20 protein-coding genes are annotated in these 22,713 nt (G+C 42.1%); 8 read left to right on the forward strand and 12 right to left on the reverse strand.

Translation table 11 applies throughout. The features are described 5' to 3' along the window. Positions 1–86: 86 nt before the first annotated feature. The 6 genes from J0X13_RS03075 to J0X13_RS03100 all read right to left on the reverse strand — a co-directional run bounded on the left by J0X13_RS03075 (position 87) and on the right by J0X13_RS03100 (position 7,988). Positions 87–2,132: an amidohydrolase family protein gene (locus tag J0X13_RS03075; protein ID WP_207069993.1), complete on the reverse strand. Its 2,046-nt coding sequence runs from the start codon at positions 2,130–2,132 to the stop codon at positions 87–89. Positions 2,133–2,284: 152 nt separating this feature from the next. Continuing rightward, complete coding sequence (locus tag J0X13_RS03080; RefSeq protein ID WP_207069994.1) at positions 2,285–3,067, reverse strand: glucose 1-dehydrogenase; 783 nt, start codon at positions 3,065–3,067, stop codon at positions 2,285–2,287. 32 nt (positions 3,068–3,099) lie between these two features. Next, positions 3,100–3,927 carry a 4,5-DOPA-extradiol-dioxygenase gene (gene ygiD, locus J0X13_RS03085; RefSeq protein ID WP_207069995.1) on the reverse strand — a complete coding sequence of 276 codons (828 nt, stop codon included), beginning with the start codon at positions 3,925–3,927 and terminating at the stop codon, positions 3,100–3,102. Between the two features lie 102 nt (positions 3,928–4,029). Further along, on the reverse strand, positions 4,030–4,854 hold the full coding sequence (locus tag J0X13_RS03090; RefSeq protein WP_207069996.1) for an AraC family transcriptional regulator: 825 nt from the start codon (positions 4,852–4,854) through the stop codon (positions 4,030–4,032). Between the two features lie 93 nt (positions 4,855–4,947). Further along, entirely contained in the window at positions 4,948–6,531 is a 1,584-nt protein-coding gene (locus J0X13_RS03095) for a DUF1593 domain-containing protein (RefSeq protein ID WP_207069997.1), read from the reverse strand. A 155-nt stretch (positions 6,532–6,686) separates the two neighbouring features. Beyond that, positions 6,687–7,988, reverse strand: a complete 1,302-nt coding sequence (locus tag J0X13_RS03100) for an alpha-L-fucosidase (protein WP_207069998.1) — start codon at positions 7,986–7,988, stop codon at positions 6,687–6,689. Between the two features lie 194 nt (positions 7,989–8,182). Here J0X13_RS03100 and mtaB point away from each other — a divergent pair, with 194 nt between their 5' ends. Next, positions 8,183–9,511, forward strand: a complete 1,329-nt coding sequence (mtaB, locus tag J0X13_RS03105; protein ID WP_207069999.1) for a tRNA (N(6)-L-threonylcarbamoyladenosine(37)-C(2))-methylthiotransferase MtaB — start codon at positions 8,183–8,185, stop codon at positions 9,509–9,511. 52 nt (positions 9,512–9,563) lie between these two features. On the opposite strand, the gene J0X13_RS03110 is transcribed toward mtaB, so the two are convergent. Next, entirely contained in the window at positions 9,564–9,857 is a 294-nt protein-coding gene (locus J0X13_RS03110; RefSeq protein WP_207070000.1) for a GNAT family N-acetyltransferase, read from the reverse strand. A gap of 166 nt (positions 9,858–10,023) precedes the next feature. Between J0X13_RS03110 and J0X13_RS03115 the strand changes: the two genes are divergently transcribed. Both J0X13_RS03115 and J0X13_RS03120 read left to right on the forward strand, forming a co-directional pair. Beyond that, entirely contained in the window at positions 10,024–10,686 is a 663-nt protein-coding gene (locus J0X13_RS03115) for an alpha/beta fold hydrolase (protein WP_207070001.1), read from the forward strand. A gap of 49 nt (positions 10,687–10,735) precedes the next feature. Then, positions 10,736–11,701, forward strand: a complete 966-nt coding sequence (locus J0X13_RS03120) for a lytic transglycosylase domain-containing protein (protein WP_207070002.1) — start codon at positions 10,736–10,738, stop codon at positions 11,699–11,701. 166 nt (positions 11,702–11,867) lie between these two features. Here the strand turns inward: J0X13_RS03120 and J0X13_RS03125 are convergent, their stop codons facing one another. Continuing rightward, positions 11,868–12,761, reverse strand: a complete 894-nt coding sequence (locus tag J0X13_RS03125; RefSeq protein WP_207070003.1) for a hypothetical protein — start codon at positions 12,759–12,761, stop codon at positions 11,868–11,870. Positions 12,762–12,964: 203 nt separating this feature from the next. After that, complete coding sequence (locus J0X13_RS15600) at positions 12,965–13,654, reverse strand: peptidoglycan DD-metalloendopeptidase family protein (RefSeq protein ID WP_207070004.1); 690 nt, start codon at positions 13,652–13,654, stop codon at positions 12,965–12,967. 222 nt (positions 13,655–13,876) lie between these two features. Here J0X13_RS15600 and J0X13_RS03135 point away from each other — a divergent pair, with 222 nt between their 5' ends. Next, positions 13,877–15,361 (forward strand): cytochrome C, encoded by a 1,485-nt coding sequence (locus tag J0X13_RS03135; protein ID WP_207070005.1) that lies wholly within the window; start codon positions 13,877–13,879, stop codon positions 15,359–15,361. Between the two features lie 98 nt (positions 15,362–15,459). On the opposite strand, the gene J0X13_RS03140 is transcribed toward J0X13_RS03135, so the two are convergent. Continuing rightward, positions 15,460–16,215 carry a DUF6090 family protein gene (locus tag J0X13_RS03140; protein WP_207070834.1) on the reverse strand — a complete coding sequence of 252 codons (756 nt, stop codon included), beginning with the start codon at positions 16,213–16,215 and terminating at the stop codon, positions 15,460–15,462. A gap of 199 nt (positions 16,216–16,414) precedes the next feature. Beyond that, positions 16,415–16,930 (reverse strand): DUF2892 domain-containing protein, encoded by a 516-nt coding sequence (locus J0X13_RS03145; protein WP_207070006.1) that lies wholly within the window; start codon positions 16,928–16,930, stop codon positions 16,415–16,417. 169 nt (positions 16,931–17,099) lie between these two features. Here J0X13_RS03145 and rpmH point away from each other — a divergent pair, with 169 nt between their 5' ends. Together rpmH and carB are read left to right on the forward strand one after the other, a co-directional pair. Then, on the forward strand, positions 17,100–17,258 hold the full coding sequence (gene rpmH / locus J0X13_RS03150) for a 50S ribosomal protein L34 (RefSeq protein ID WP_072882462.1): 159 nt from the start codon (positions 17,100–17,102) through the stop codon (positions 17,256–17,258). 94 nt (positions 17,259–17,352) lie between these two features. Further along, positions 17,353–20,205 carry a carbamoyl-phosphate synthase large subunit gene (gene carB / locus J0X13_RS03155; RefSeq protein WP_207070007.1) on the forward strand — a complete coding sequence of 951 codons (2,853 nt, stop codon included), beginning with the start codon at positions 17,353–17,355 and terminating at the stop codon, positions 20,203–20,205. A gap of 37 nt (positions 20,206–20,242) precedes the next feature. On the opposite strand, the gene J0X13_RS03160 is transcribed toward carB, so the two are convergent. Further along, positions 20,243–20,824, reverse strand: coding sequence for a hypothetical protein (locus tag J0X13_RS03160; RefSeq protein ID WP_207070008.1), 582 nt, complete (start codon positions 20,822–20,824; stop codon positions 20,243–20,245). 261 nt (positions 20,825–21,085) lie between these two features. Here J0X13_RS03160 and J0X13_RS03165 point away from each other — a divergent pair, with 261 nt between their 5' ends. Further along, positions 21,086–21,487, forward strand: coding sequence for a hypothetical protein (locus tag J0X13_RS03165; RefSeq protein WP_207070009.1), 402 nt, complete (start codon positions 21,086–21,088; stop codon positions 21,485–21,487). A 143-nt stretch (positions 21,488–21,630) separates the two neighbouring features. Next, the gene (locus J0X13_RS03170) at positions 21,631–22,713 is read left to right on the forward strand and encodes an efflux RND transporter periplasmic adaptor subunit (protein ID WP_207070010.1); all 1,083 of its coding nucleotides are present in this window, start codon (positions 21,631–21,633) and stop codon (positions 22,711–22,713) included.

The raw sequence follows: 22,713 nt of genomic DNA on the forward strand, positions 1-22,713 counted from the left end.
GAAAATACCGAATTCTTTCGGAATCGGCCATAAAAAAGCCAGTAACCCAATGTTACTGGCTTTTCAAGTTTATCTGATGAACTTGTTTATTCTATCACTTCCGGTTTGTCCGTAAAAGGGGTTATGCCAAAGGCTGGATATACTTCGGTCGGGAAGTAAAAAGTTCCCCCGCGCGATACCATTCCAATGGTCTTAATGGCCTTGATATCCTCCACTGGATTGCCGGGTACCAAGAAGAAATCGGCCAGTTTTCCAGTTTCAATACTTCCCAAGCTCTCGTGACCTAAATATTCCGCCATGTCGTAGCTGGCCAATTTCAAGACTTCGGCAGGGGTGTAGCCCAATTGTTCAGTATAAAGTTCTAGTTCACGGTGCAGGTTAAAGGCGCCGCCCAAATCTGTTCCGGCCACAATTAAAATGCCTTTGTCCTTCATGAGTTTCAGGGTCTCCACAATTTTATCGTAGGCTTCGCGGTAGGCTTTGTCCTCTTCTTCATCCGCAATCTGTGCCAAGGCCACTTTAAGGCTACGTTGTTCGTTAGGGGGCATGTGGTCTACATAATCCATGGCACCTGGGGTAACTTCCCCGTTGCGGGAAAGCATTAAGCGCTCGTGTATGGCCAATGTGGGGTCCATCGCGGTCTCGTTGGCAACGAACATGTCAAGTGTTTCCTGTACCCTATCGCTGTTCAAATCTAGTCCTGGAAAGCGTTTCATAGCGGTCAAGCGCAATAGGGTGCGGGTGTCCTCATCGGGTTCCAATACCCAGCCCAACATGGTCTGGTTGATATGAGTCATCTCATCAAAACCAGCACGCAACATCGCATTGGCATTGGAGAAAGCGGGTACGTGACCTGCCACGAACAAACCTTGATCGTGTGCTTTTTTTACGATGGCAGGGGCCCAATCGCCGTTCATGCTGTTGTATAATTTCACTCCGTAGAACCCAAGGCTATCGTAAGTGTCCACTGCAGCCAATGCTTCTTCTTGGCTTTCCACCAAAATACCGTTGTTACTGCTGTACGGGCTTTTTCCTTCAATAAAGCCAAGTCGGGTAACTCGTGGTCCGGCCAACACCCCAGAGTTGATTTTTTGGATCAAGTTGCTGAGTACTTCGGTGTTGTTTCCCATATCGCGGAAAGAGGTCACACCTGCCAAAATGTTCAGCAGGGCCCCGTTATCGCCGGTGTGGGCGTGCATTTCGTACAAACCGGGAACCAAGGTCCCACCATTGCCCTCTATAGTTATTTCGTTATCACCGGAGGCATCGGCGGCTTCGATGGCCGTAATTTTTTCTCCTTCCACTACCACGGAAACGGGGTCTGTCAAGGATAGGGTCTTAGGGTCAAAAATCTTCACATTTTTGATGCGTACCTTTCTATCGTAATTGTGGGCATATTCTTTTTGTAGTTTTTCGAATCGCTCCGCAGAATAGTTTTCGGCCAATTCTCGCAAGCCTTTTTCTTCGGCTTCGTATCCATCCCGAATCACTATATATCTTGGGGATATTGCCGCAAAGAACTCCTCGTTTTCATCCATGATAAAGTAGGAGGGATTCATCTCTGCACCGGAAAGCGCATAGGTCGTCAGGGCCAGTTCGCCCTCACCTGATGCTTTTGGAACCGTCAAATCCTCCATTTTCGTCAGGGTCAGGTTTCCTGCAGGTAGAACGGGCAAGGTGTTTTCGGGGGCATCCAAAAGTAAACGTGCAGCCAAAACCGCGGTATATGGACTACCAAATTGGTTGACGTAGATTTTTGGAGTATCTACAGAGGCGCTTCCCGAACCAGTGGCATCGGTCCAAGAAGCCTCGGTGCCCTCGAGGGAAAATTGCTCATCCACCGCATTACCGAAAGTAGTGTTACCCGTGACTTCCCATGTTACGGGATAGCCCCCGGCGTTTAGCACAATGGTCTCTTTCATGGTAGGGCCACGACCGTTGTTTTTGTAGTCGTAATCAATGTTGATAGTGTCTCCAGAAGTATTGGCTTTAAGAAAGCCTACCTTGGTTTCACTAACGATTACGGAATAGGTTTCCTCCCCTTGGTGGTTGGCCAAGGAAGAAGTAGGTTCGGTTTTGCAGGAATAACCGGCAAGGAGTACCAAGCCGATAAGGAATAATCGAAGTTTCATACAAGTTAGTTTATTTAAGAGCTTCAAGGTAGGGAATTTTAGTGGTTTAAAATCATATGGGTTGACTGCTGAAAACAAAAAACCCCAGCACCACTGGTACGTTGGTAACTGGGGTTCCCATCATCAATCAAAGTAAAGAGGCAATATACTTTTTAGGAGTTTCCGTATATGTTGGATTCTCCTCCGTCTATGGCGATGGTTTGGCCACTTACATAGCCATTTTCTTCACTCAATAAGAACGAAACTACAGTGGCTACCTCTTTGGGCACCCCGAGTCTTCTAGTGGGGTTACGTTTGGCGTATTCTGTTTCCGCCGCTTTTGGGTCGTCGGGATTTACTTGCTTAAAGGCTTCTTCCACCATTGGGGTTAGAATGGCCCCTGGAGCAATGGCGTTGGTTAAAATGCCATCCTGTCCATATTCCAGGCCTGCGTTTTTCGTCATACCGGAAACCGCATGTTTGGATGCTACGTAGGCCGTTTGGTTCTGTACCCCTCGAATTCCTCCTACGGATGCTACGTTTACAATTTTTCCGTATTGCTGTTTTTGCATCACGGGAATTACATAACGCATTCCATAATAAACACCCATCAAATTGATATCTATTACTTTTTTGAATACCGCTAAATCGTACTCGGTCATGGGAGCCTGTTTTCCTTCGATACCGGCGTTGTTGTAGAATCCATCGATACGACCAAAGGTCTCCACGGTTTTTTCTACGTAGTTTTTTACGGCTTCTTCGTTGGATACATCTGCTTCAATGGTCAATAGTTCCACATCGGCATTGATGTCTTTCAGTTTTTTGACAGCATCTTGCAAAGCTTCACCATTGTAGTCCACTAGTGATAATTTGGCGCCTTTGGCGGCGAGGTATTCGGCTGTGGCAAGACCCAGTCCCATGGCTGCTCCCGTTATTATGATGACTTTATTTTTCATTGTGTAAAATTTATATGTGTTTCCCATTTGGGTTAATCTATCTTAAGTGACAACATGCCTATGGAACCGCCAACCATTTTATCGTTGAACAGTGCTACGGATTCGTTTTTCTCCTTGAGCCCCAAAACATAAAGAAGGGGCAAATAATGTTCGGGAGTTGGTATGGACAGGGCAAAACTGCTACCCTGTTTCCCATAGTCGACCAAGGCTTGGTAATTGCCGTCCAAAATGAAGGATTTCATTTTTTCATTGGCCTCTTCGGCCCAATCCCAAGCATAGGTTTCGTTCAATTTGTTCCATTTTACCTTTCGTAGATTGTGCACCACATTCCCGCTGCCCACGATCAACACACCCTTGTGTCGTAGCTTTTCCAGTTCTTGCCCCAGTTCAAAGTGGTATTTTGGTGATTTCGTATAATCCAAGCTCAATTGAATCACAGGAACATCGGCATCTGGGTAAATGTGCTTTATCACACTCCAGGCTCCATGGTCCAGTCCCCAGTGATGGTCCAATGCTACATCGGTCTTTGTGATGAGTTCCTTGGTCACTTGAGCCAGCTCGGGACTTCCAGGTGCGGGATATTGCACATCGAACAATGCTTGCGGGAAACCACCGAAATCGTGAATGGTGGTGGGATGCTGCATGGCAGTTACCTTGGTTCCTTTGGTTTCCCAGTGCGCGGATATGCAAAGAATTACCTTTGGCCTTGCCACTTCCTTGCCCAAACGTCTAAAATTGGAAACAAATTCATTTTCCTCAATGGCATTCATAGGACTCCCGTGCCCCAGAAATAATACAGGCATTTTCTGTGTAAAAGGAAGGCTCTCGTTGAGCGAGCGTAATGTTTTTAAATCTGACATAGGATAAATTACATCGTCTTGATTGATGATTTAATTGTGTTTTCAAAGGTTGAAAGAATTGAAAGGCGAGCGGTAATACCTTTGGGAATAAGTGTTGTACTTTTAAGAAATGAGCTGTTTCATTTCCTTTCTAAAAGCAGTAGGGGTATGCCCTGTTTTGCGCTTGAATACCTTAGAGAAGTAAGCTTTTTCATTATACCCCAACTCAAAACCAATTTCTGCAATGGTCTTATTGCTGTTAATGAGCAGATTTTTGGCTTCCGTAAGTTTGCGGGTCTCAATGATCTCGCCCGCACTTTGCTGCATTACCTCGTGGCAAACGATGTTAAGATTTCTTTCGCTCATGAAAAGCTTTTCAGCGTAGAATGAAATTTTAACGTTCCGCCTAAAGTTTTCCTCCAAAATATGCAAGAAATGTGTGTAGGTCTCCGAGGCTGAATTGGCGGAGTCCGATTGGATATTGGTCGGTCTTTCGTGGTTGATGATGGTGAGCAGCGTCATAAACAATTGCTTGATCACAACTAGGCCAGGGGAAGGGCGCTGGGTTTCGTCGTACATCATCTGGCAAAGTGTGGTAAGCCTAGCGAAGATTTCGTCCGTGGGAAGGGTAACGTTGGCCCTATTATGAAAATAGCCGTACATTTTAAAAATAACTTCGGACATGAATTCGCTACGAAAACGAATCACCCACAGGTCGCATTCATCGTCATGGGTCTGTGGCCTTAACAAATGTGGTTTTCCGCGGGTTACAAAACTTACAAAGGGAGCATATACGGTTTCATCTTCAAAATCGATAAAGTGTGAAATTTTACCCTTGGAACCAATGATCAATTCTTCAAAATCATGCACATGGGGTTCAATGCTTTTGCCTTCCAAGGCTTTGGCATCTTCTGTTGTGAACCGAAATATGTTGAAGAGTTGCTCCAAGGTTGCATCAATTTGTCTTTGATCAAGAAAATAGCATTCCGCAAAGTTACGCCAAAAGCTAAAAAGTTGATTCCTATACTGAAGAAGAACCCTCTATTTAATGGTGATGATTACCCGTTGGTACCGAGTTAAACTTGGTGAACCTGAATCCGTTGCCTCTAGAACAATATGGATGGTCTGTCCGTGGTTCACATCTTCCGGAATTACAATTTCGGCATTCGTGGTTTCCGAATTTTTGATTTCTACCTTGTTGGGATATGTGCCCACTTGAAACTGCCACCATTTTACGGTCACCCTATCACCATCGGGGTCTATTATTTCTCCGAACAAAGGCACTTTTTGACCCGCGGAAGCCAAAACATGCAAAGGCCCTTGAATGGTTACTTTGGGCTCATGGTTGGCCTTATTGTACTTTTTGGTCACGGACCATTGTAAACGTGCAGCAAAATCGCGCTGCGCCTGTGGAAAGAAATTCGGATATTCTGGAGTTCCGCCATCGTTCTGAGAACTCAACATTTCCGCTATTTCTTCTGCACCGCCTTCCGTGGAAAAATTAAAAATGCTGCTATCTCCTTCATTGGAGCGTCCTCCCCAACCACCATAGGTCCCATGTTCATAAGCTCGGAGTCCATTGCCTAGCATGTTCATAAAGGTATGGTTGTCGCCTTCGCCCAACCAAGAGCCTTTTTCCTGAACGAGCAACCAAACCATATACCCCATTTCCCGCAATTCCTCATTGGTGTAGCCACTGAACCCGAAATAGTCCACTTTATCCCCTTCCACCATTTGCTTGCCATCCCCCCATACACGATATAGTTCTCCAAATGGTCCTTGGTCGGATACGTTCTTCTTCATCCAGTCAGAAGTTAAGTAAGGCGCATTTTCTGGACTTGCATTTATTTGTGCACCATAGGCATAATGTGGTCCATTTTCAAATTGGCGGTATTCAATATCGGGCCAGTTGGGTTTAATGTATTTGGCATAGGTGTCATCTTGATCTCCGGAAGGTAGCAGTACCACCTTGTCCGATATCTTTTTTTGAACGGCTTCCCATTCCAGGGTGTTTTCATATTCTTCCTCAATGGATTTTAACGCCCTGGCAATGGTGCTTTGTCCGCCCCATGCGGTTATGAACAGAGGGCCGGGTTCATTATCCATAATTACGGATTTAATGCGTTCCGAACCTGGTGTATCCTTGGAGAAGTCACCATCGAACTCCACATTGCCCATTCGTATTTTTGATTTTAGATAGTCGGGAGAAGGGTAGTCGGGGTTGTGCACCGTTAGGTTGGAGTACACTTTAGCGTAAGCTTCCACCACATCGTGTATAAAGCGTTCGTCCTCGTTCCAGCGCCAAGATTCACAGGGGCAAATATCCATGTTAAAACGGTCGTACTCCCTTCCTGGTACAAACCATTTGGTGCCTTTGCCATCTCCTTTCCAATGGTAGCCACTACTGGCATAGACCAATCCTTCAATTTCCATATCCGTACTGTAGAGCAAAAAGCGTATCAAGGAATTGTTGTCGTCCAATTCTGGATCCGCGGTAACAATTATTCTTGGTTTCACTGGGTCGTTAGGGGATTGCGCTACGGCAAATGAAGTGAAGACGAGGCTAAAAAGAGCAAAAAGGAACAGTATTTTACTGCCTTTCACAAATGTTTGGTCGGTGGTCATTTGTTAGTTTTTTAAGTGCTAAATGCTATGGTGATTTCTTGTGCTACCAGATTTCTAATATACTAAATCAATACACATCGGAAAGGTTACTATACTCCGTTTATTGGTATCAACCCGATTATGGCATCTACTTTCTTCCTTAAACAAAATAATTTTTATTTAATAATGACCTCCAAAACAAAATCAGCTGTGTCGTAATCGCGATTTTTCGGAAGTTCCACCAGCGTACCGTAGGAATTGGTACTGTGCTTCAACTTTTTGTTTGACTGGAAATCAACAACGTTTTTTATAGACTTTTTAATGGTCGGGAAAAAGAAGTTGTCGGTTTTCCAATCCATGATATGGATATAGATTCTATCCTCTTTTTGGGTGGATACGCCCCAGCTTTGTGGTGGAATGGGGCCACCTCTTGTTCCATAAATGGTTTGGCCATAGGTACTGGTCCAATCCCCAATGACTTTTAGTGTTTCAACAAATTCTGGTTGAATCTTTCCGTTGGGCATTGGGCCCACATTAAGGAGGAAATTGGAATTGTAGCCTGCTGCTTTTACCAAATATTGAATCAGCTCCTTAGAGGATTTATAAGCTTTGTCCTGCAACGAAAAACCCCAACGCTGCGCCATGGTTTCGGCAGTTTCAAGAGGTAGACTGCCTACCTCGGAGTCGCCACTAAAGCCACCTTTGTTCTCTCCGGGCAGGTCTTTTTCGAACATTTGAAAATCCTCACCCTCATTCGGGGCTTGGTGATGATTACTGCCTATCATGGCTTGGGGCTGTAGCTCGTGGATGAGGTCGTAGGTTTTTCTGAGTTGCCAATCGGCTTCTTTTTTGTCCCACCAGCCATCAAACCAAATACCTCCGATTTCTCCATAATTGGTCAATAGTTCCGTAAGCTGTCCGTTCATAAAATCGAGATAGTTTTCCCAATTGCCGTTATCGGGCCTTTCGGCTTTTTTTCCTGTATCTCCTCGCGGATAATAATCGTTATGGTACCAATCCAATTGTGAGTAATACAGGTAAAGTTTCAGGCCATGTTTTTTACAGGCTTCCGCCATTTGTTTGATGACATCTTTTTTGTAGACCGTTCTATCCATAATGTCCCAATCCGTCAATTTACTGTCGAACATAGCAAAGCCATCGTGGTGTTTCGTGGTGATGGTGATGTATTTCATACCTGCCGATTTGGCCAATAGCACCCATTCTTCGGCGTCAAATTCGGTCGGATTGAAAAATGCGGGGATTTTTTCATAGGTTTTTTTGTCGATGGATTGGGTTTCCATAACCCATTCATGTACTCCCAAAACGGAATACACACCCCAGTGAATGAACATTCCAAATTTAGCATCTTGGAACCATTCCCGGTTTTCGAGGTTCTCTTGAGCGGGCTTGTATTCTTGCGCTATTGATGGGGTGCCGACTATCAGAACAATAAAGATCAGGAAAGAGAACTTTTTCATAAAGTTGTAATATGGTTGGTATGTGCGAACAAGTTACTCAAAAGTTGCCGGAAAGGAAATTGGCCAATGGTTTAAATTTTGGATTTCTCGACTGTGCTCCAAATGACATTTTGATTGAACCACTAACCCTGAATCCTTTGCGATAACTCCCAACAAATCACTATCTTTGCGCCCCTAAAACGCACGGCAGGTATATGAGCAAGAAAGTCGCATTTTACACCTTGGGTTGTAAACTCAATTTCTCCGAAACTTCTACGATTGCGAGAGGTTTTGAAAAGGAGGAGTTTGAGCGTGTGGACTTTTCCGAAGAAGCTGATGTGTATGTGATCAACACTTGCTCGGTGACGGAAAATGCCGATAAGCGTTTTAAAACTATCGTAAAACAAGCTCAAAAGTCTAATCCAGATGCCTTTGTGGCCGCAGTGGGATGCTATGCACAGCTAAAGCCTGAAGAATTGGCAGAGGTTGATGGCGTAGATTTGGTGCTCGGTGCTACGGAGAAGTTCAAAATTACGGATTACTTGAACGATCTAACCAAAAACGATAGGGGTGAGGTACATTCCTGTGAAATCGAGGACGCTGATTTTTATGTGGGCAGTTATGCCATTGGCGACCGCACCCGCGCTTTTTTAAAGGTTCAAGATGGTTGCGATTACAAATGCACGTATTGTACCATTCCCTTGGCTCGCGGTATTTCAAGGAGCGATACGCTGGACAATGTGTTGAACAACGCCAGGGAAATTGCATCTCAGGATATTAAAGAGATTGTACTGACAGGTGTTAATATCGGTGATTACGGAAAAGGAGAGTTTGGGAACAAAAAGCACGAACATACGTTTTTGGATTTGGTAAAAGCTTTGGATACTATTGATGGTATTCATCGTCTCCGCATCTCTTCCATTGAGCCCAACCTTCTCAAGAACGAGACCATCGATTTTGTGGCCCAGAGCAATTCCTTTGTGCCCCATTTTCACGTACCCTTACAAAGTGGTAGCGATGAGATTTTGAAAAAGATGCGTCGCCGTTATTTGTCCAATCTCTATGTTGATCGGGTAAAGCGCATCAAGGAAGCTATGCCAAACGCCTGTATCGGGGTCGATGTAATCGTGGGCTTTCCGGGAGAGACCGACGAGCATTTCTTGGAGACCTATCATTTCTTGAACGAATTGGATATTTCCTATCTGCACGTATTTACATATTCCGAAAGGGATAACACGGTGGCTGCTGAGATGGATGAGGTAGTACCCAAAAAAGTACGTAGCAAACGAAGCAAAATGCTTCGTGGATTGTCTGCTAAAAAGCGAAGGGCATTTTACGAGAGTCAATTGGGCTCTGTTCGAACAGTTTTGTTCGAAGGGGAGAACAAAAAAGGCTATATCCATGGATTCACCGAAAACTATGTTAAGGTAAAGGCGCCATGGGACCCATCTTTGGTGAACACCTTGCACCAAGTGGAACTAAAGGACATTGATGCTGATGGTCTGGTACGGTTCGAATTTGTTTCCAGCAAAATCATGGCATAAAAAAACCTCCTGGTCTAGGAGGCTTACATGCTTTTACCGATAATCGATTAGATCAGATACGGATACCAACTGGTAACATTTCCTTGTATTGCCTATTTTTTCTCAAAAAACCTGCAATTTGTGGACTTGTCGGTACAACTCTAAGGTTGTTCTCTTGGATTTCATTTAAAACAGCTTTAATAAAATCCTCTTTAAAGCCCTCTTCTGTGATTTCTTCCGGAATAACCAGTTTGGTCAAAAATACTTTACGCTCTTGTGAAGAGTACTCAATTTTGGCTAAATGCCCATTGACCTTAGTTTCAAATTGACGTAAGAAACTATTGTCAGTGATTTCAATTGTTGTCATACAGTACTTGTTTTTTTAATGACTCGCAGAAACACCTTGAAAAAAGGCATATCTAAATCCCCTATTTATAAAAAATGTATCCATTAGGCGGGGTTGGCTGCAAAAGGGATACAAAATTAGTCAAAATATTGCTAATTTCCTAGTCCTTATCGATATTTGGTACAATATGACCGATAATAAAACCCATGTGTACCTGATGCCAGGAATGGCTGCCAACTCTTCAATTTTTGAAGGGATTAAACTTCCATCTAGTCAGTTTGTTGCTCACACCTTGGACTGGTTTGTGCCAGAAAAAGGAATGAGTATTTCCGATTATGCCGAGAAAATGTGCGAAAAGATTGAAGAACCCAATCCTGTTTTGTTGGGCGTTTCTTTTGGAGGCATGTTGGTGCAAGAGATGGCCAAAATTATACCTACCCGCAAGGTCATTGTGGTATCATCTGTAAAAAGCAAGCATGAGCTGCCCAAAAGAATGATTTTTGCCAAGTATACCAAAGTCCATAAATTATTGCCCACAGGCTTGGTGAACAATGTGGAACTGTTGGCCAAATACGCCTTTGGCGAAACGGTTACCAAGCGCTTGCACTTGTATGAAAAATATTTATCCATTCGTGATAAATATTATATTGATTGGTCCATAGACCAGATTGTGAATTGGGACCAGGAAGTTCCAGAAGAGCATATCGTGCACATTCAAGGAGAACGTGACGCTGTTTTCCCGATAGCTAACATTAAAGATTGCATCCCTGTAAAAAATGGGACCCATACCATGATCATTCATCGCGCCCGATGGTTCAATGAGCACCTGCCCACAATTATTTTGAAATAATTTCGTCTATATAATAGTATCTTTACATTAGAATATTAATTGGGAAGACATGAAACACTTAAAAAACATATTGGCTTTCATTGGATTGATAGCCGTAGTGAGCACGTTAATTTTTGCCGTGCAGTCGAATGAAGAGGAACAACCTACTGTAAATGGGTCTGAATCTGAAACAACGGACAAGAATGTAGCGGATACCTATCAGATTAGTGCTATAGAGATACCAGAGGACCTGAATTTTGCTGAGGAAGCTGTTCCGCAAGAAGACCCAGAGATCATGGAGCGTGTAGACCGTGAGTTTTTGGTGAACACCTATTGGCAGTCCAATGCCCTTTTGTTAATGAAGAGGGCCAACAAATACTTCCCGATCATTGAACCCATTCTTAAAAAGAACGGTATTCCGGATGATTTTAAATACTTGGCCGTTGCAGAGAGTGGTCTTCAAAATGTGGTGTCGCCAGCTGGTGCCACTGGTTTTTGGCAGATTATGCGAGGAACAGGAAGGGAATATGGCCTTGAAGTGAACGACAACGTGGATGAACGTTACCACGTGGAAAAAGCCACCCAAGTAGCCTGCGATTACCTGAACAAGTGGAAAGAACGTTTTGGTAGCTGGACATTGACCGCTGCCGCTTACAATGCAGGTCCGGCGGGAATTCAAAAATACATGGACATTCAGCAAGTGGATGATTATTACGATTTGCTTTTGGGGCAGGAGACAGGGCGCTATGTGTTCCGTATTCTGGCGATAAAAGAAATTCTATCCAACCGCGACAAATATGGTTTCCAGTTGGAAGAGGATGACATGTACAAAAAAGTGCCCACCTTTACCGTTGAAGTGGATACCGCCGTTACCAATTGGGCCGATTTTGCAGCGCTCTATGAAATCAACTACAAAGTTTTGAAGCGCCATAACCCTTGGTTGCGCGAACCACATTTGAACAATGCTTCCCGTAAAAAATACACCATCGAAATCCCGAACAAAGGATATTATCGGGTAGGTAGTACGGGGAAGTAGGTAGGTTTCTGTAAATTGGGGAGGTAACATATCTGCTTCAATGTGGTGTTGCCTCGATATTGGAAGCTTCTTCCTGTTGAAGCCAGCTCAGCTACACTGTTTTAACCTTGAAGATTTGTATTATAAACAATGGGTCGTGTAAGGTATGGTCTATTTTTACATCGTTTTATCTAGTTTTGGCATTAGCCATAATTTTTTCTACATAATCTCTGTTGACACCTAGTTTTCCCCTCCATGCAGAAATCGGAAATTCCACTTCTGCTCTTGACGGAGAGTTTTTGTGAATATCCAACTCCCATTCCAACTTTTGTTCATAATGGATAAATGGATTCATAATACTATAATTGGCATCGTATCGATTTTTGAGTATGCCTAATTCGGCGAGGCATTTCACAATCCAAACACGGGAAGTATTGTTGCTTCCCGGCAGACATTTTTCTTTAGCTAAACGCTTTATCAATTTGGAAGGTGTTTCATCATTCGGAGCGTTTTCAATAATTTCAATAACTTTTAAAAAAACACTTTTTTCGTTATCGGTAGCTGTAATATTTTTAAAAGTCAATACTTCTTTCAGGTCTAAAAGCATCTCGGCATAACCACCAAACCTACAATATCCGATATATAGATCATATAGATTTTCACTGTCATTATGCCACATCTTTTTATTTATACCACAGATCTTGCAGGTATTTTCGGTTCGATATCCTTTTCTGGTCAATAGATCAAAATCATGAAGAGGCATGTTTTGGGCAAAATAATAACTGAAAATAGATTGTATGCCCCTGTTAAAACCTGACCCTATAGCTTTGATGAACATATTGGAAACAATATATTCCAGATGGGCATTCTCTACAATGCCTTTTAGTTCTTTTATAACGTTATCATGATTATGCTCTCTTACTCGGTTGAGTTCAAAATTACTGGCTTTCAGGAGTTCTTTTTGTTCATTTGATAGGCTGTCGGGGATTTGATATACGTCAACTTTTTTATCAAAATCATACTCGGAATTCTCATACCTGTAGACCTTGGATAGAACTTTCACTAAATTTCTGTTTAGCATGATTGAATTAAATTTGGATAACAGTGAAGCTAATGGGTTTGGCCATAGAGCGGCATAATGAATTGACGAATGACCTATATCAATTGACGGAATTATACTTTGTATGAATTTATACCACTAAATGGTTGCGCCCCAGTTATCAAAACATAGGGTGTTATCCGATAGGGCCAGTACGGGGAAATAGGATCTTAGGTAACCTTCTTTTAGTATTTGAACAGAAAGTAAGGCGAAGGAAAATATGTTTCCACCTTTGGCAGTAATGCCGGAGAAATGTATCCCCAGTCGACATAACCTTCATCAATAGCTTGTTGGGTGAGAATTTGTAAATGCACGTGACAAAACCAACCACCGCTATCACTTTCTTGTCCGATGTGCGCAAACTTTTGGCCAGCCTTGATCTTGTCACCGGAATTTACCTGAAGGGGCGTTTTCAGGTGTCCGTATAAAGAAAAGAAGACCACTCCGTTGACACTATGTTTTAGGATAATGTATCCGCCGTAATTGCCGACCATAGTTTCTTTGCCCGTTTTATAGACTTCGGCGTCCAAAGGTGAAAACATGGGAGTATCGTACGGTACTATAATATCCAGGCCGAGGTGATAATACCGTTGTTCTTCAATAATGTTGGGGTAGGCCCTTAGGAGGCTTTTGCGTTCTTCCAAGTATCTGCCAATGCCCCATTGATGGGATGAGTCATCCAACTCATCAAAAACCATATCGTTGAACTCTGCAAAATCGAAAAGGTTGTATTCCAGTGTTTTTGGGTTATTGGATGAAAAGTCAAAGATATAAGGTGCTCCTTTTAGGAAATTACCAAATAGGGGGTGGATGTTGACGCCATTAAGGCATAGCGGATAGTACATAAATATGTTGCATAAGATATAATAGTCCACAAATGTAGTTATACAACGATAAGCTAAACATGAATTCAATGATTTTTAGTGAATGAGACAGAGCAATGGTTATTGCCCTATTAAGAATTCAGGGGAATAGACGTAAAAAATTTATCATAATCGCATAAAAGTTCTTTGAGTTAAAACTGCCGTGAGTGATTTTATGATTTTTTTAAGAAAATTAGTATACTTAGGCACTTGAAATTTTAGGGAACAAAAATTATGAAGAAAAGAATTATTGCCATTTGTCTTGTTGCAGGGCTGCTTTTGGTTGGTTTTCAGGTAGTAAATAACCAGTTGCACTTGCTACAATCCCCCGGAGTGGTGATTTCGGATTATGTAGAACCGGATTATGAACTAGGTCCAAGTCATGTTGATTCACTATTGCCATTTCCTGATGTAAAAAAAGGAGAGCGTACCCCATTTGATCTTTGGCGGTACGGAGGAAAGGGAAAAACATCGTTCACAACTCCTGATTTGCGCATGTCGTGGGAAGAATGGTTGGCCTTTAACAAAAAGCAGAAGCCGGAACTTATGGCAGATGTGAGGGAATACATGGACTCACGTTACGATTTCAACGGTAAGGTACATGAAGGTAAATTCATGTCGGGTGGAAGAAATCCGATCATGAAAGGGCCAATTACCAGATTACCTAAGGGAGTCAAGTCCTTTGAAGAATTGTCCGAACTTACGGCATATGAGATCAGGGAGAGGGATTTGTTCCCTTTTAAACCTTTGGCTCATCCATTGGCATCAACCGCCCACATGGTGTTTCCGGACAATTGGAACGAGGCGCATCCAGAGCATGTAAGAATCGATATGGATCATGACTTCCCAGTGGAATACCTTCCTGAGTTTCCGCCCCCTATGTTTTTGACAACACACCGGGAGTTGGGCGATGTTACCAAAGGCAGGGAGATAACCATAGCCAATTATTATGAGATTTTCAATGGTCTTCTCACTCCAGAACAAATGGAGGGATTAAAGGAATTGTTGCGTCCATCTCCAACCACATGGTTCAACCATACAACACATAGGGTAACTGAGGCTCCCAGTGCCGGAGTATCCTGTTTCTCGTGTCACGTGAACGGACATACCAATGGTGCTTTCGAACTAGGTCCGGACAGTCGTCCGAACTTGGCAAGGTTACGAGTGGGGACCCCGACCATGCGCGGAAATTACAATTTAATGCAGTTGTCGTCTAAACGATCTATTCGCAGTATGGATCACTTTGCAGAGGTTGAGGAATATTTTGATGGTGATCCAGGTATGCAACAGCATATTGGTCCACGCAGTCAAAAGCGAGAAGTTACCAATCGTATGGGGGATTTTAATTCTATCCTCGATTTTCCGCCAGCTCCTAAACTAGATGGTATGGGGAACTTGATTCCTGAAAAATCCACCAAACAGGAACTATTGGGGCAAGAATTGTTCCGTGGAAAGGCTAAATGTGTCCAATGCCATTATGGTCCCGCTTTTGTTGATGATTATATGCATGATTTGAAGGTTGAGCGTTTTTATAAAGGTCGGCCAGAAGGACCGATTAAAACTTTTCCTTTGAGAGGTATTAAAGATTCGCCACCTTATCTTCATGACGATAGATTGCCAACTTTGGACGATGCCACCGAGTTTTTCAACATCGTCCTCGAGTTGGGTTTGACCAAAGAGGAAAAAGATGCCATTACGGCTTATATGATGTGTTTATAGGACCTATTGGGGGTATATAATATTCTTAATGAAAAAATAAAGAAGCTTTTTTGTTTTTCACAAGCTATTTGGGATAATCAAAGTGTCAATCGCATTGACTATTTTTCTAATTCTTCATGTAACGCTGTCTTAAGAGCTTGTATATCTTGAATCAGTTCTTTGTTTCGGTCCATACCGTTTTTAAGGAGCTGTGATTGCTCATAGAGCAATGCTTCCAATTCAAGTAAACTTTTGAGCGCAATCTTGTCATCACTAAAATATGCGACGATTTTAGGCTGATTACCAATACGAGTAGGCATGTCGGAGCCTCCGTAAAGTTTTTGGGTAATCATGCTAGCATTCGAAATGATAATGTTCTGTGATTTGGTATAATCAATTAATCCAGACTGCTTGTATTTAAAATCAAGGATTTTATTTCTTATTTCTGTTGGAATTAATTTTATGTCACCTGTATTTATCAAAGTCGTAATGGTGTTGGTGTTGGTCTCAAAATTCCAACCATGTGCATTTTCCGTGGAAAACACCTTGCCGATTTCTGTTGCTGCGTCCCAAAAGGAAAGTTGATTTTCCCTAAAGTTTTTCTGATAAGCTGCCAAGCGGACAAAAAATGAATCGATCAAAACATTTCCTTGGTTCATTAAAATCTCGTCTTTCTCAAGATCTTGTAATATTTGAACATAATAGGATTTTTTAATCTCTTCGTTTTTTCTCTCAGTATTCCAATTGTTGATTTGCAGTGCAATCAAAATTCCAATCACCACAAGGATTATTTCACCTACGGCATATAGCAAATATTTCCTGATTTTGTTTTCAGAAAGTAATTGACGCCTGATTTTTCGAAAGAATTTTATCATGACACTTAGATTGGTCATAGTGTAACATAACTTTTTGGAATAGAATGCTCTTATAGTCAATGATCTATAAGTGAAGTTCGATAAATATTTTGGTAAAATCAAGCACAAAATGGAGCAGACCAATATTGTTCCAACCCGTGGCAACAATCATTTTGCCCAATTACTTAATGTAAGAATGGTTTAAAGTGGAAGCAGGTTCCTAAATCTTCTTCATCTGCTGCTGCATCATCTTGATCTGATCGGTAAGCATGTTGTTTTTGTCCAGCTTCTTGGCCTCCTTCAACAATTGGGTCGCCTCACGTTTTCTGCGCTTTTGCATGGCGATGCCCGCTAAACTCAATTTGGCCATGGCCACATCATAATCCATGGTCAAACCAAATTTCAAGGCCTTTTTAAAGTATTTTTCCGCCTGGGTGAGGTTTTTTTGTGAGTAGATGATACCGTGTAAGTAGTTGTAGTATCCCACTTGTTTTTTGATCAAAGCGGACTCAGGGTTCTTTATTTTATCAAGCCAAGCCTGCACCCCTTCCAAATCCTGCTTTCTCATTTTAAGAAAGGCCAAAAGGATAAACTCATTCCTAAAGTAAAGAAAAATGAAAACAAGGGAGAGCAAGATCAATGCGATCCCGTTACCAATGTTGCCTTCCACAAATTGGTACACAGCATAAGCAATGATAAGAACGGCAATGACGAGCTTGATATTTTTATTGAACATATTGTTTAGTGATTTTTACCTTATGTTAAGCGCTGGCAAAAGTACTAAAAAGTTAATTAAATATTTTAAGTTTGGGCTTGCCAAAGTAAAAAGTCTTCGTATATTTGCGCCCAGAATTTTTTAGGGAAGATTAATTTCCCATCAACAAAATCCATAAAACAGTTCGGAAATGAAAAGAACGTATCAACCATCCAAAAGGAAGAGAAGAAACAAGCATGGTTTTAGGGAGCGCATGGCGACTGCCAATGGTAGAAAAGTTCTTGCGAGAAGAAGAGCCAAAGGAAGAAAAAGATTAACTGTTTCCTCTGAGCCAAGACATAAAAAATAATGATAGTATTTATTATTTAAATTAAAGGTGTTACTTTTCCAGTAACACCTTTTTTTTGACATATAAGGAGATAACCGAGAAACCCCTATAGAAAATGCCCAAAAGAAAAGATTTAAATTCCATTTTGATTATTGGTTCTGGTCCGATCATCATCGGTCAGGCATGTGAGTTCGATTATTCTGGTTCCCAAGCGCTTCGCTCCCTCCGGGAAGATGGTATCGAAACCGTTTTGATAAACAGTAACCCCGCTACTATTATGACGGACCCTGCCATGGCAGACCATGTTTATCTAAAACCTTTGACAACTAAGTCGATCATCGAAATACTACAAAAACACCCAAATATTGATGCAGTATTGCCAACCATGGGCGGACAAACAGCATTGAACCTTTGTATCGAAGCCGATGACAAGGGTATCTGGGAAGATTTTGGAGTGGAGATCATAGGGGTGGACATCGATGCCATCAACATTACCGAAGACCGTGAGAAGTTCAGGGAATTGATGCTCAAAATCGGAATAGGAATGCCGCCACAGGCTTCTGCGACATCTTTCTTAAAAGGAAAGGAAATTGCCCAGGAGTTTGGGTTTCCATTGGTGATCAGGGCTTCCTTTACACTCGGTGGGGCAGGAGCGGCCATTGTACATGACCCTTCAGAGTTCGATGATATGTTGAGCCACGGTTTGGAGGTTTCTCCCATCCACGAGGTAATGATCGACAAGGCCTTGATGGGCTGGAAGGAGTATGAGCTGGAGCTGCTACGTGACAAGAACGATAATGTGGTGATTATTTGTACCATAGAGAATATGGATCCAATGGGAATCCACACAGGGGATTCCATCACCGTTGCACCGGCAATGACCTTGTCCGACAGGACGTTCCAAAGAATGAGGGATATGGCCATCCATATGATGCGCAGTATAGGGGACTTCGCAGGAGGATGTAATGTACAGTTTGCCGTAAGTCCGGACGAAAAAGAGGATATTATCGCTATCGAGATCAACCCAAGGGTTTCCCGATCCTCTGCTTTGGCTTCCAAAGCTACTGGATATCCGATTGCAAAAATAGCGGCCAAATTGGCGATTGGTTATACCTTGGACGAGTTGGACAACCAGATTACCAAGTCCACATCAGCCTTGTTTGAGCCTACTTTGGATTACGTCATCGTAAAAATACCACGTTGGAACTTTGATAAATTCGAAGGTTCCGACAGAACCCTTGGTCTTCAAATGAAGTCCGTTGGAGAAGTAATGGGTATCGGAAGATCGTTCCAAGAGGCCTTGCACAAAGCCACACAATCCCTCGAGATCAAACGAAATGGACTGGGTGCCGATGGTAAGGGGTACAAGGAATATGAGACCATTATAGAGAAATTAAAAGTACCAAGTTGGGATCGGGTATTCGTCATCTACGATGCCATTCAGCTTGGAATTCCATTAAAACGTATCCACGAAATCACCAAGATAGATATGTGGTTCCTAAAACAATACGAGGAATTGCACTTCTTGGAGATGGAAATATCAAAATACACCATAGAAAGTTTGCCAAAAGCATTGTTGTTGGAAGCCAAACAAAAAGGTTTTGCCGACAGACAGATCGCCCACATGTTGGATTGTTGGGAGAGCGAGGTACATAGCAAGCGTATGGATTTGAACATCAACCGAGTGTACAAGTTGGTTGATACGTGTGCCGCCGAATTTAAAGCGGTGACTCCCTACTACTATTCCACTTTTGAAGAAGAAATAGAGACGCCAGATGGTGAACGCTATGTCGCCAACGATAGTGTGGTTACGGATAAGAAAAAAGTTGTGGTATTGGGCTCTGGTCCTAACAGAATAGGGCAGGGAATCGAGTTTGATTACTGCTGTGTACACGGAGTTTTGGCTGCGGCCGAGTGCGGTTACGAAACCATTATGATCAACTGTAACCCGGAAACCGTTTCCACGGATTTTGATACAGCGGACAAACTTTATTTTGAGCCCGTATTCTGGGAGCATATTTACGACATTATCCTTCACGAAAAACCAGAGGGAGTTATAGTCCAGTTGGGAGGACAGACTGCATTAAAGTTGGCCGAAAAACTGGATAAATACGGAATAAATATTATTGGAACTAGCTTTCAATCACTTGATTTGGCCGAGGATAGGGGTAGTTTCTCCACTTTGTTGAAAGACAATAATATACCTTATCCAAAATTTGGAGTGGCAGAAACTGCTGATGAAGCTTTGGATTTGGCGGAAGAACTGAAATTTCCATTGTTGGTAAGACCATCTTATGTATTGGGTGGACAAGGAATGAAAATTGTGATCAACAAAGAAGAGTTGGAAGCCCATGTCGTGGATTTGCTCCGTAAGATTCCGAACAACAAGTTGCTTTTGGATCACTACTTGGATGGAGCCATTGAAGCTGAGGCGGATGCCATTTGCGATGGTGAGGATGTGTACATTATCGGGATCATGGAGCATATCGAGCCTTGTGGAATCCACTCCGGTGACTCCAATGCGACCCTGCCACCATTTAACTTAGGTGAATTTGTATTGCAGCAGATAAAGGATCACACCAAAAAGATTGCCTTGGCACTAAATACCGTAGGTTTGATCAACATTCAGTTTGCGGTCAAGGATGACATCGTTTACATTATCGAGGCCAATCCTAGGGCGTCTCGTACGGTTCCATTTATTGCTAAAGCATACAAAGAACCTTATGTAAACTACGCCACCAAAGTAATGTTGGGCGATAAAAAAATCAAGGATTTTGATTTTAATCCACATTTGGATGGATACGCCATCAAACAGCCAGTGTTCTCTTTCAACAAGTTCCCTAACGTAAACAAAAACCTGGGACCAGAAATGAAGAGTACTGGCGAGAGCATTCTGTTCATTGATAGCTTAAAAGATGATGAGTTCTACAACTTGTACGCCAGAAGAAAGATGTACTTGAGCAAGTAGGCTGCATCAATAGCATACAGACCTTTAAAGCGATTTTCTAATCAATCAATTGAAAAGATTCGGCAATCGTTTTAAAGGTTTTTTTATGTTCTGTTTTTTTGTTTTTCAAGGTCCAGCCCATCACCATATATACCCTGTCACCCCCTTCTATAAAGGTCAGAAAATAAGAGATTTCGTTGGGTACGCCATCAATATAGGCATCCAATTCCATGGTTTCAGCATCCAAACCGTTTATTGTTAAAGTTTCTGGTTGGGATTTAGTATTGATTGTGGCACCACGGGATAGTAATTGTAGTCTTGCGACCCTGTAGTTCTGAATTATGGACAGTTCATCATCATACTGTCCCAAGTCGCGATATACTTCTTCAAAACCAGCTTTGGGCTCATCAATTACCAAGAGGTAGGCTTCTTTGATCAGACTTTGGAACTGTAAAGAGGCTTCTTCGTTCAAACCTGTAGTCCCTGTCATGAATCTTGGTACATCAATCATGTAATACCCGTCAATGGACACGGTTTGGAAGGTATTCATTCCCAAGGCGGTATCTTCCTTTTTATTCTCTTTACATCCTGTTATGGAAACAAGGCATGCCAAAAAAATAATGAAAAAACGAATTTTCATAGCGAAATTATTGTTTTTCAGGTATCACGAAGATAAAATTTAAACGGGTTCAGGTGTATCTGACGATTCAATTTTCTATTTGATGTTACTTTTCCAAGGTAAAATCCATCATTTCATGATTTTTCAATTTATGGTAAATCAAATTTTTCGTCGTGTTTACAAAATTTTCGTCAAGAAAAATAGCCGATAAATAAAATTTAACCATAATTAACAACTTCGATTTGTTGGAGAAATTTGGGTGATATAGTTTTGTTCCCCGAAATGAAGAAGGCTTTTTCAAAATATCTGTTTCCTTTCCTGATCTTATTGTTGGGAGGATTCATCAATTTGTATGCAGATTCGCAAGAAACTTCTGTTGCGAACGATGCCTGCTATCTTCAAAATTTAGATGATCAACATTCTTCAGCGATTTTCAACACGCTCCAATCGGGATTGGAGAAAAGGCACTGTGCCGAAATTGATGTTGAAGAGCAGGAAGAACGTGAGGAAGAATTGGCTTCACACAGTTTTTCAATAGAACATGGCTGCACTTTTACCGCCGGTTTATGTACTGCCTCTTGGAGGCAACTCTTTTTGGAATCTAACTCAAATTTTGGGCTTTCCCATCCAAAATTGTCTTCTCCCATAAAGAAGCATGTTAGGTTTCAGGTATTCCGAATTTAGAATTTTCCTTTTTGCGAAGAGGCAATAGTCCCTTTGCAACTATCTGCAACCCTTTGGGTAAAAATCAATAACCAAGGGCAGGTCCCTTTATGTGGATTCGGACTTCCCTTGATCAATTCAAACCATTTTTAAAAAGTAAAACTATGAGGAGATTTTCCATCTTCATCGGCTTGCTTGTAGTATTATGCTATGCAAGTTGCGAATCCAAGGAACACGAAAACAAGGAAGAAACCAAATACCTCGTGTCAAGTCCAATTCAAAAGGATACTTCAATTACCAAGGACTATGTATGTCAAATCCATTCCATTAGACACATTGAGCTAAGAGCCCTGGAAAAAGGGTACTTGCAACATATTTATGTGGATGAGGGGCAACATGTAAACAAGGGGCAGCAGATGTTCCATATTATGCCCAATGTTTACCAGGCCGACCTTCAAAAAGCAAAAGCGGAAGCCGAAGTGGCCGAAATAGAATATAAAAACACAAAACTGTTGGCTGATGGCAATGTAGTGTCTGCCAATGAACTTGCCATGGCCAAAGCTGAGTACGATAGGGCCAAAGCGGAAGTTAGTTTGGCAGAGACCCATTTAGGGTTTACGGATATCCGTGCTCCATTTGATGGGATAATGGACCATTTGGAAGCAAGGGAAGGAAGCCTTTTGGATGAAGGAGAACTGTTGACCACACTTTCCGACAACTCCAAAATGTGGGTCTATTTTAATGTGCCGGAGGCCGAATACCTCGATTATATTACCAGCTCCAAAAAGAATGAAAAGCAAGAAGTGGAGCTTTTAATGGCCAATAATAAAAAGTTCGATCAACCCGGTATTGTTGAAACCATTGAAGGTGAATTCAACCACGAAACTGGGAATATAGCCTTTAGGGCGACCTTCTCCAATCCTGATGGCATTTTAAGACATGGGGAAACAGGAAGCATTTTAATGAAAGTTCCGTTGGACAAGGCCATGCTTATACCGCAAAAGGCAACTTTTGAGGTGTTGGACAAAAAATACGTGTTTGTTATTGATGAGAACGATACGGTACAGCAGCGCGAAATTGAAGTAGGTGCTGAATTGCCACATCTGTTTGTGGTAGAAAAAGGACTCTCGTTAAACGACAAGGTGCTTTTGGAGGGTATCCGTATGGTTAAAAACGGTGAAAAAATCCATTACGATTTTGAGAACCCGGAATCTATACTGTCCAATCTTGAGTTGTACACTGAGTAA

Source organism: [Muricauda] lutisoli (nom. illeg.), assembly GCF_017313105.1.
Lineage (GTDB): Bacteria > Bacteroidota > Bacteroidia > Flavobacteriales > Flavobacteriaceae > Flagellimonas > Flagellimonas lutisoli.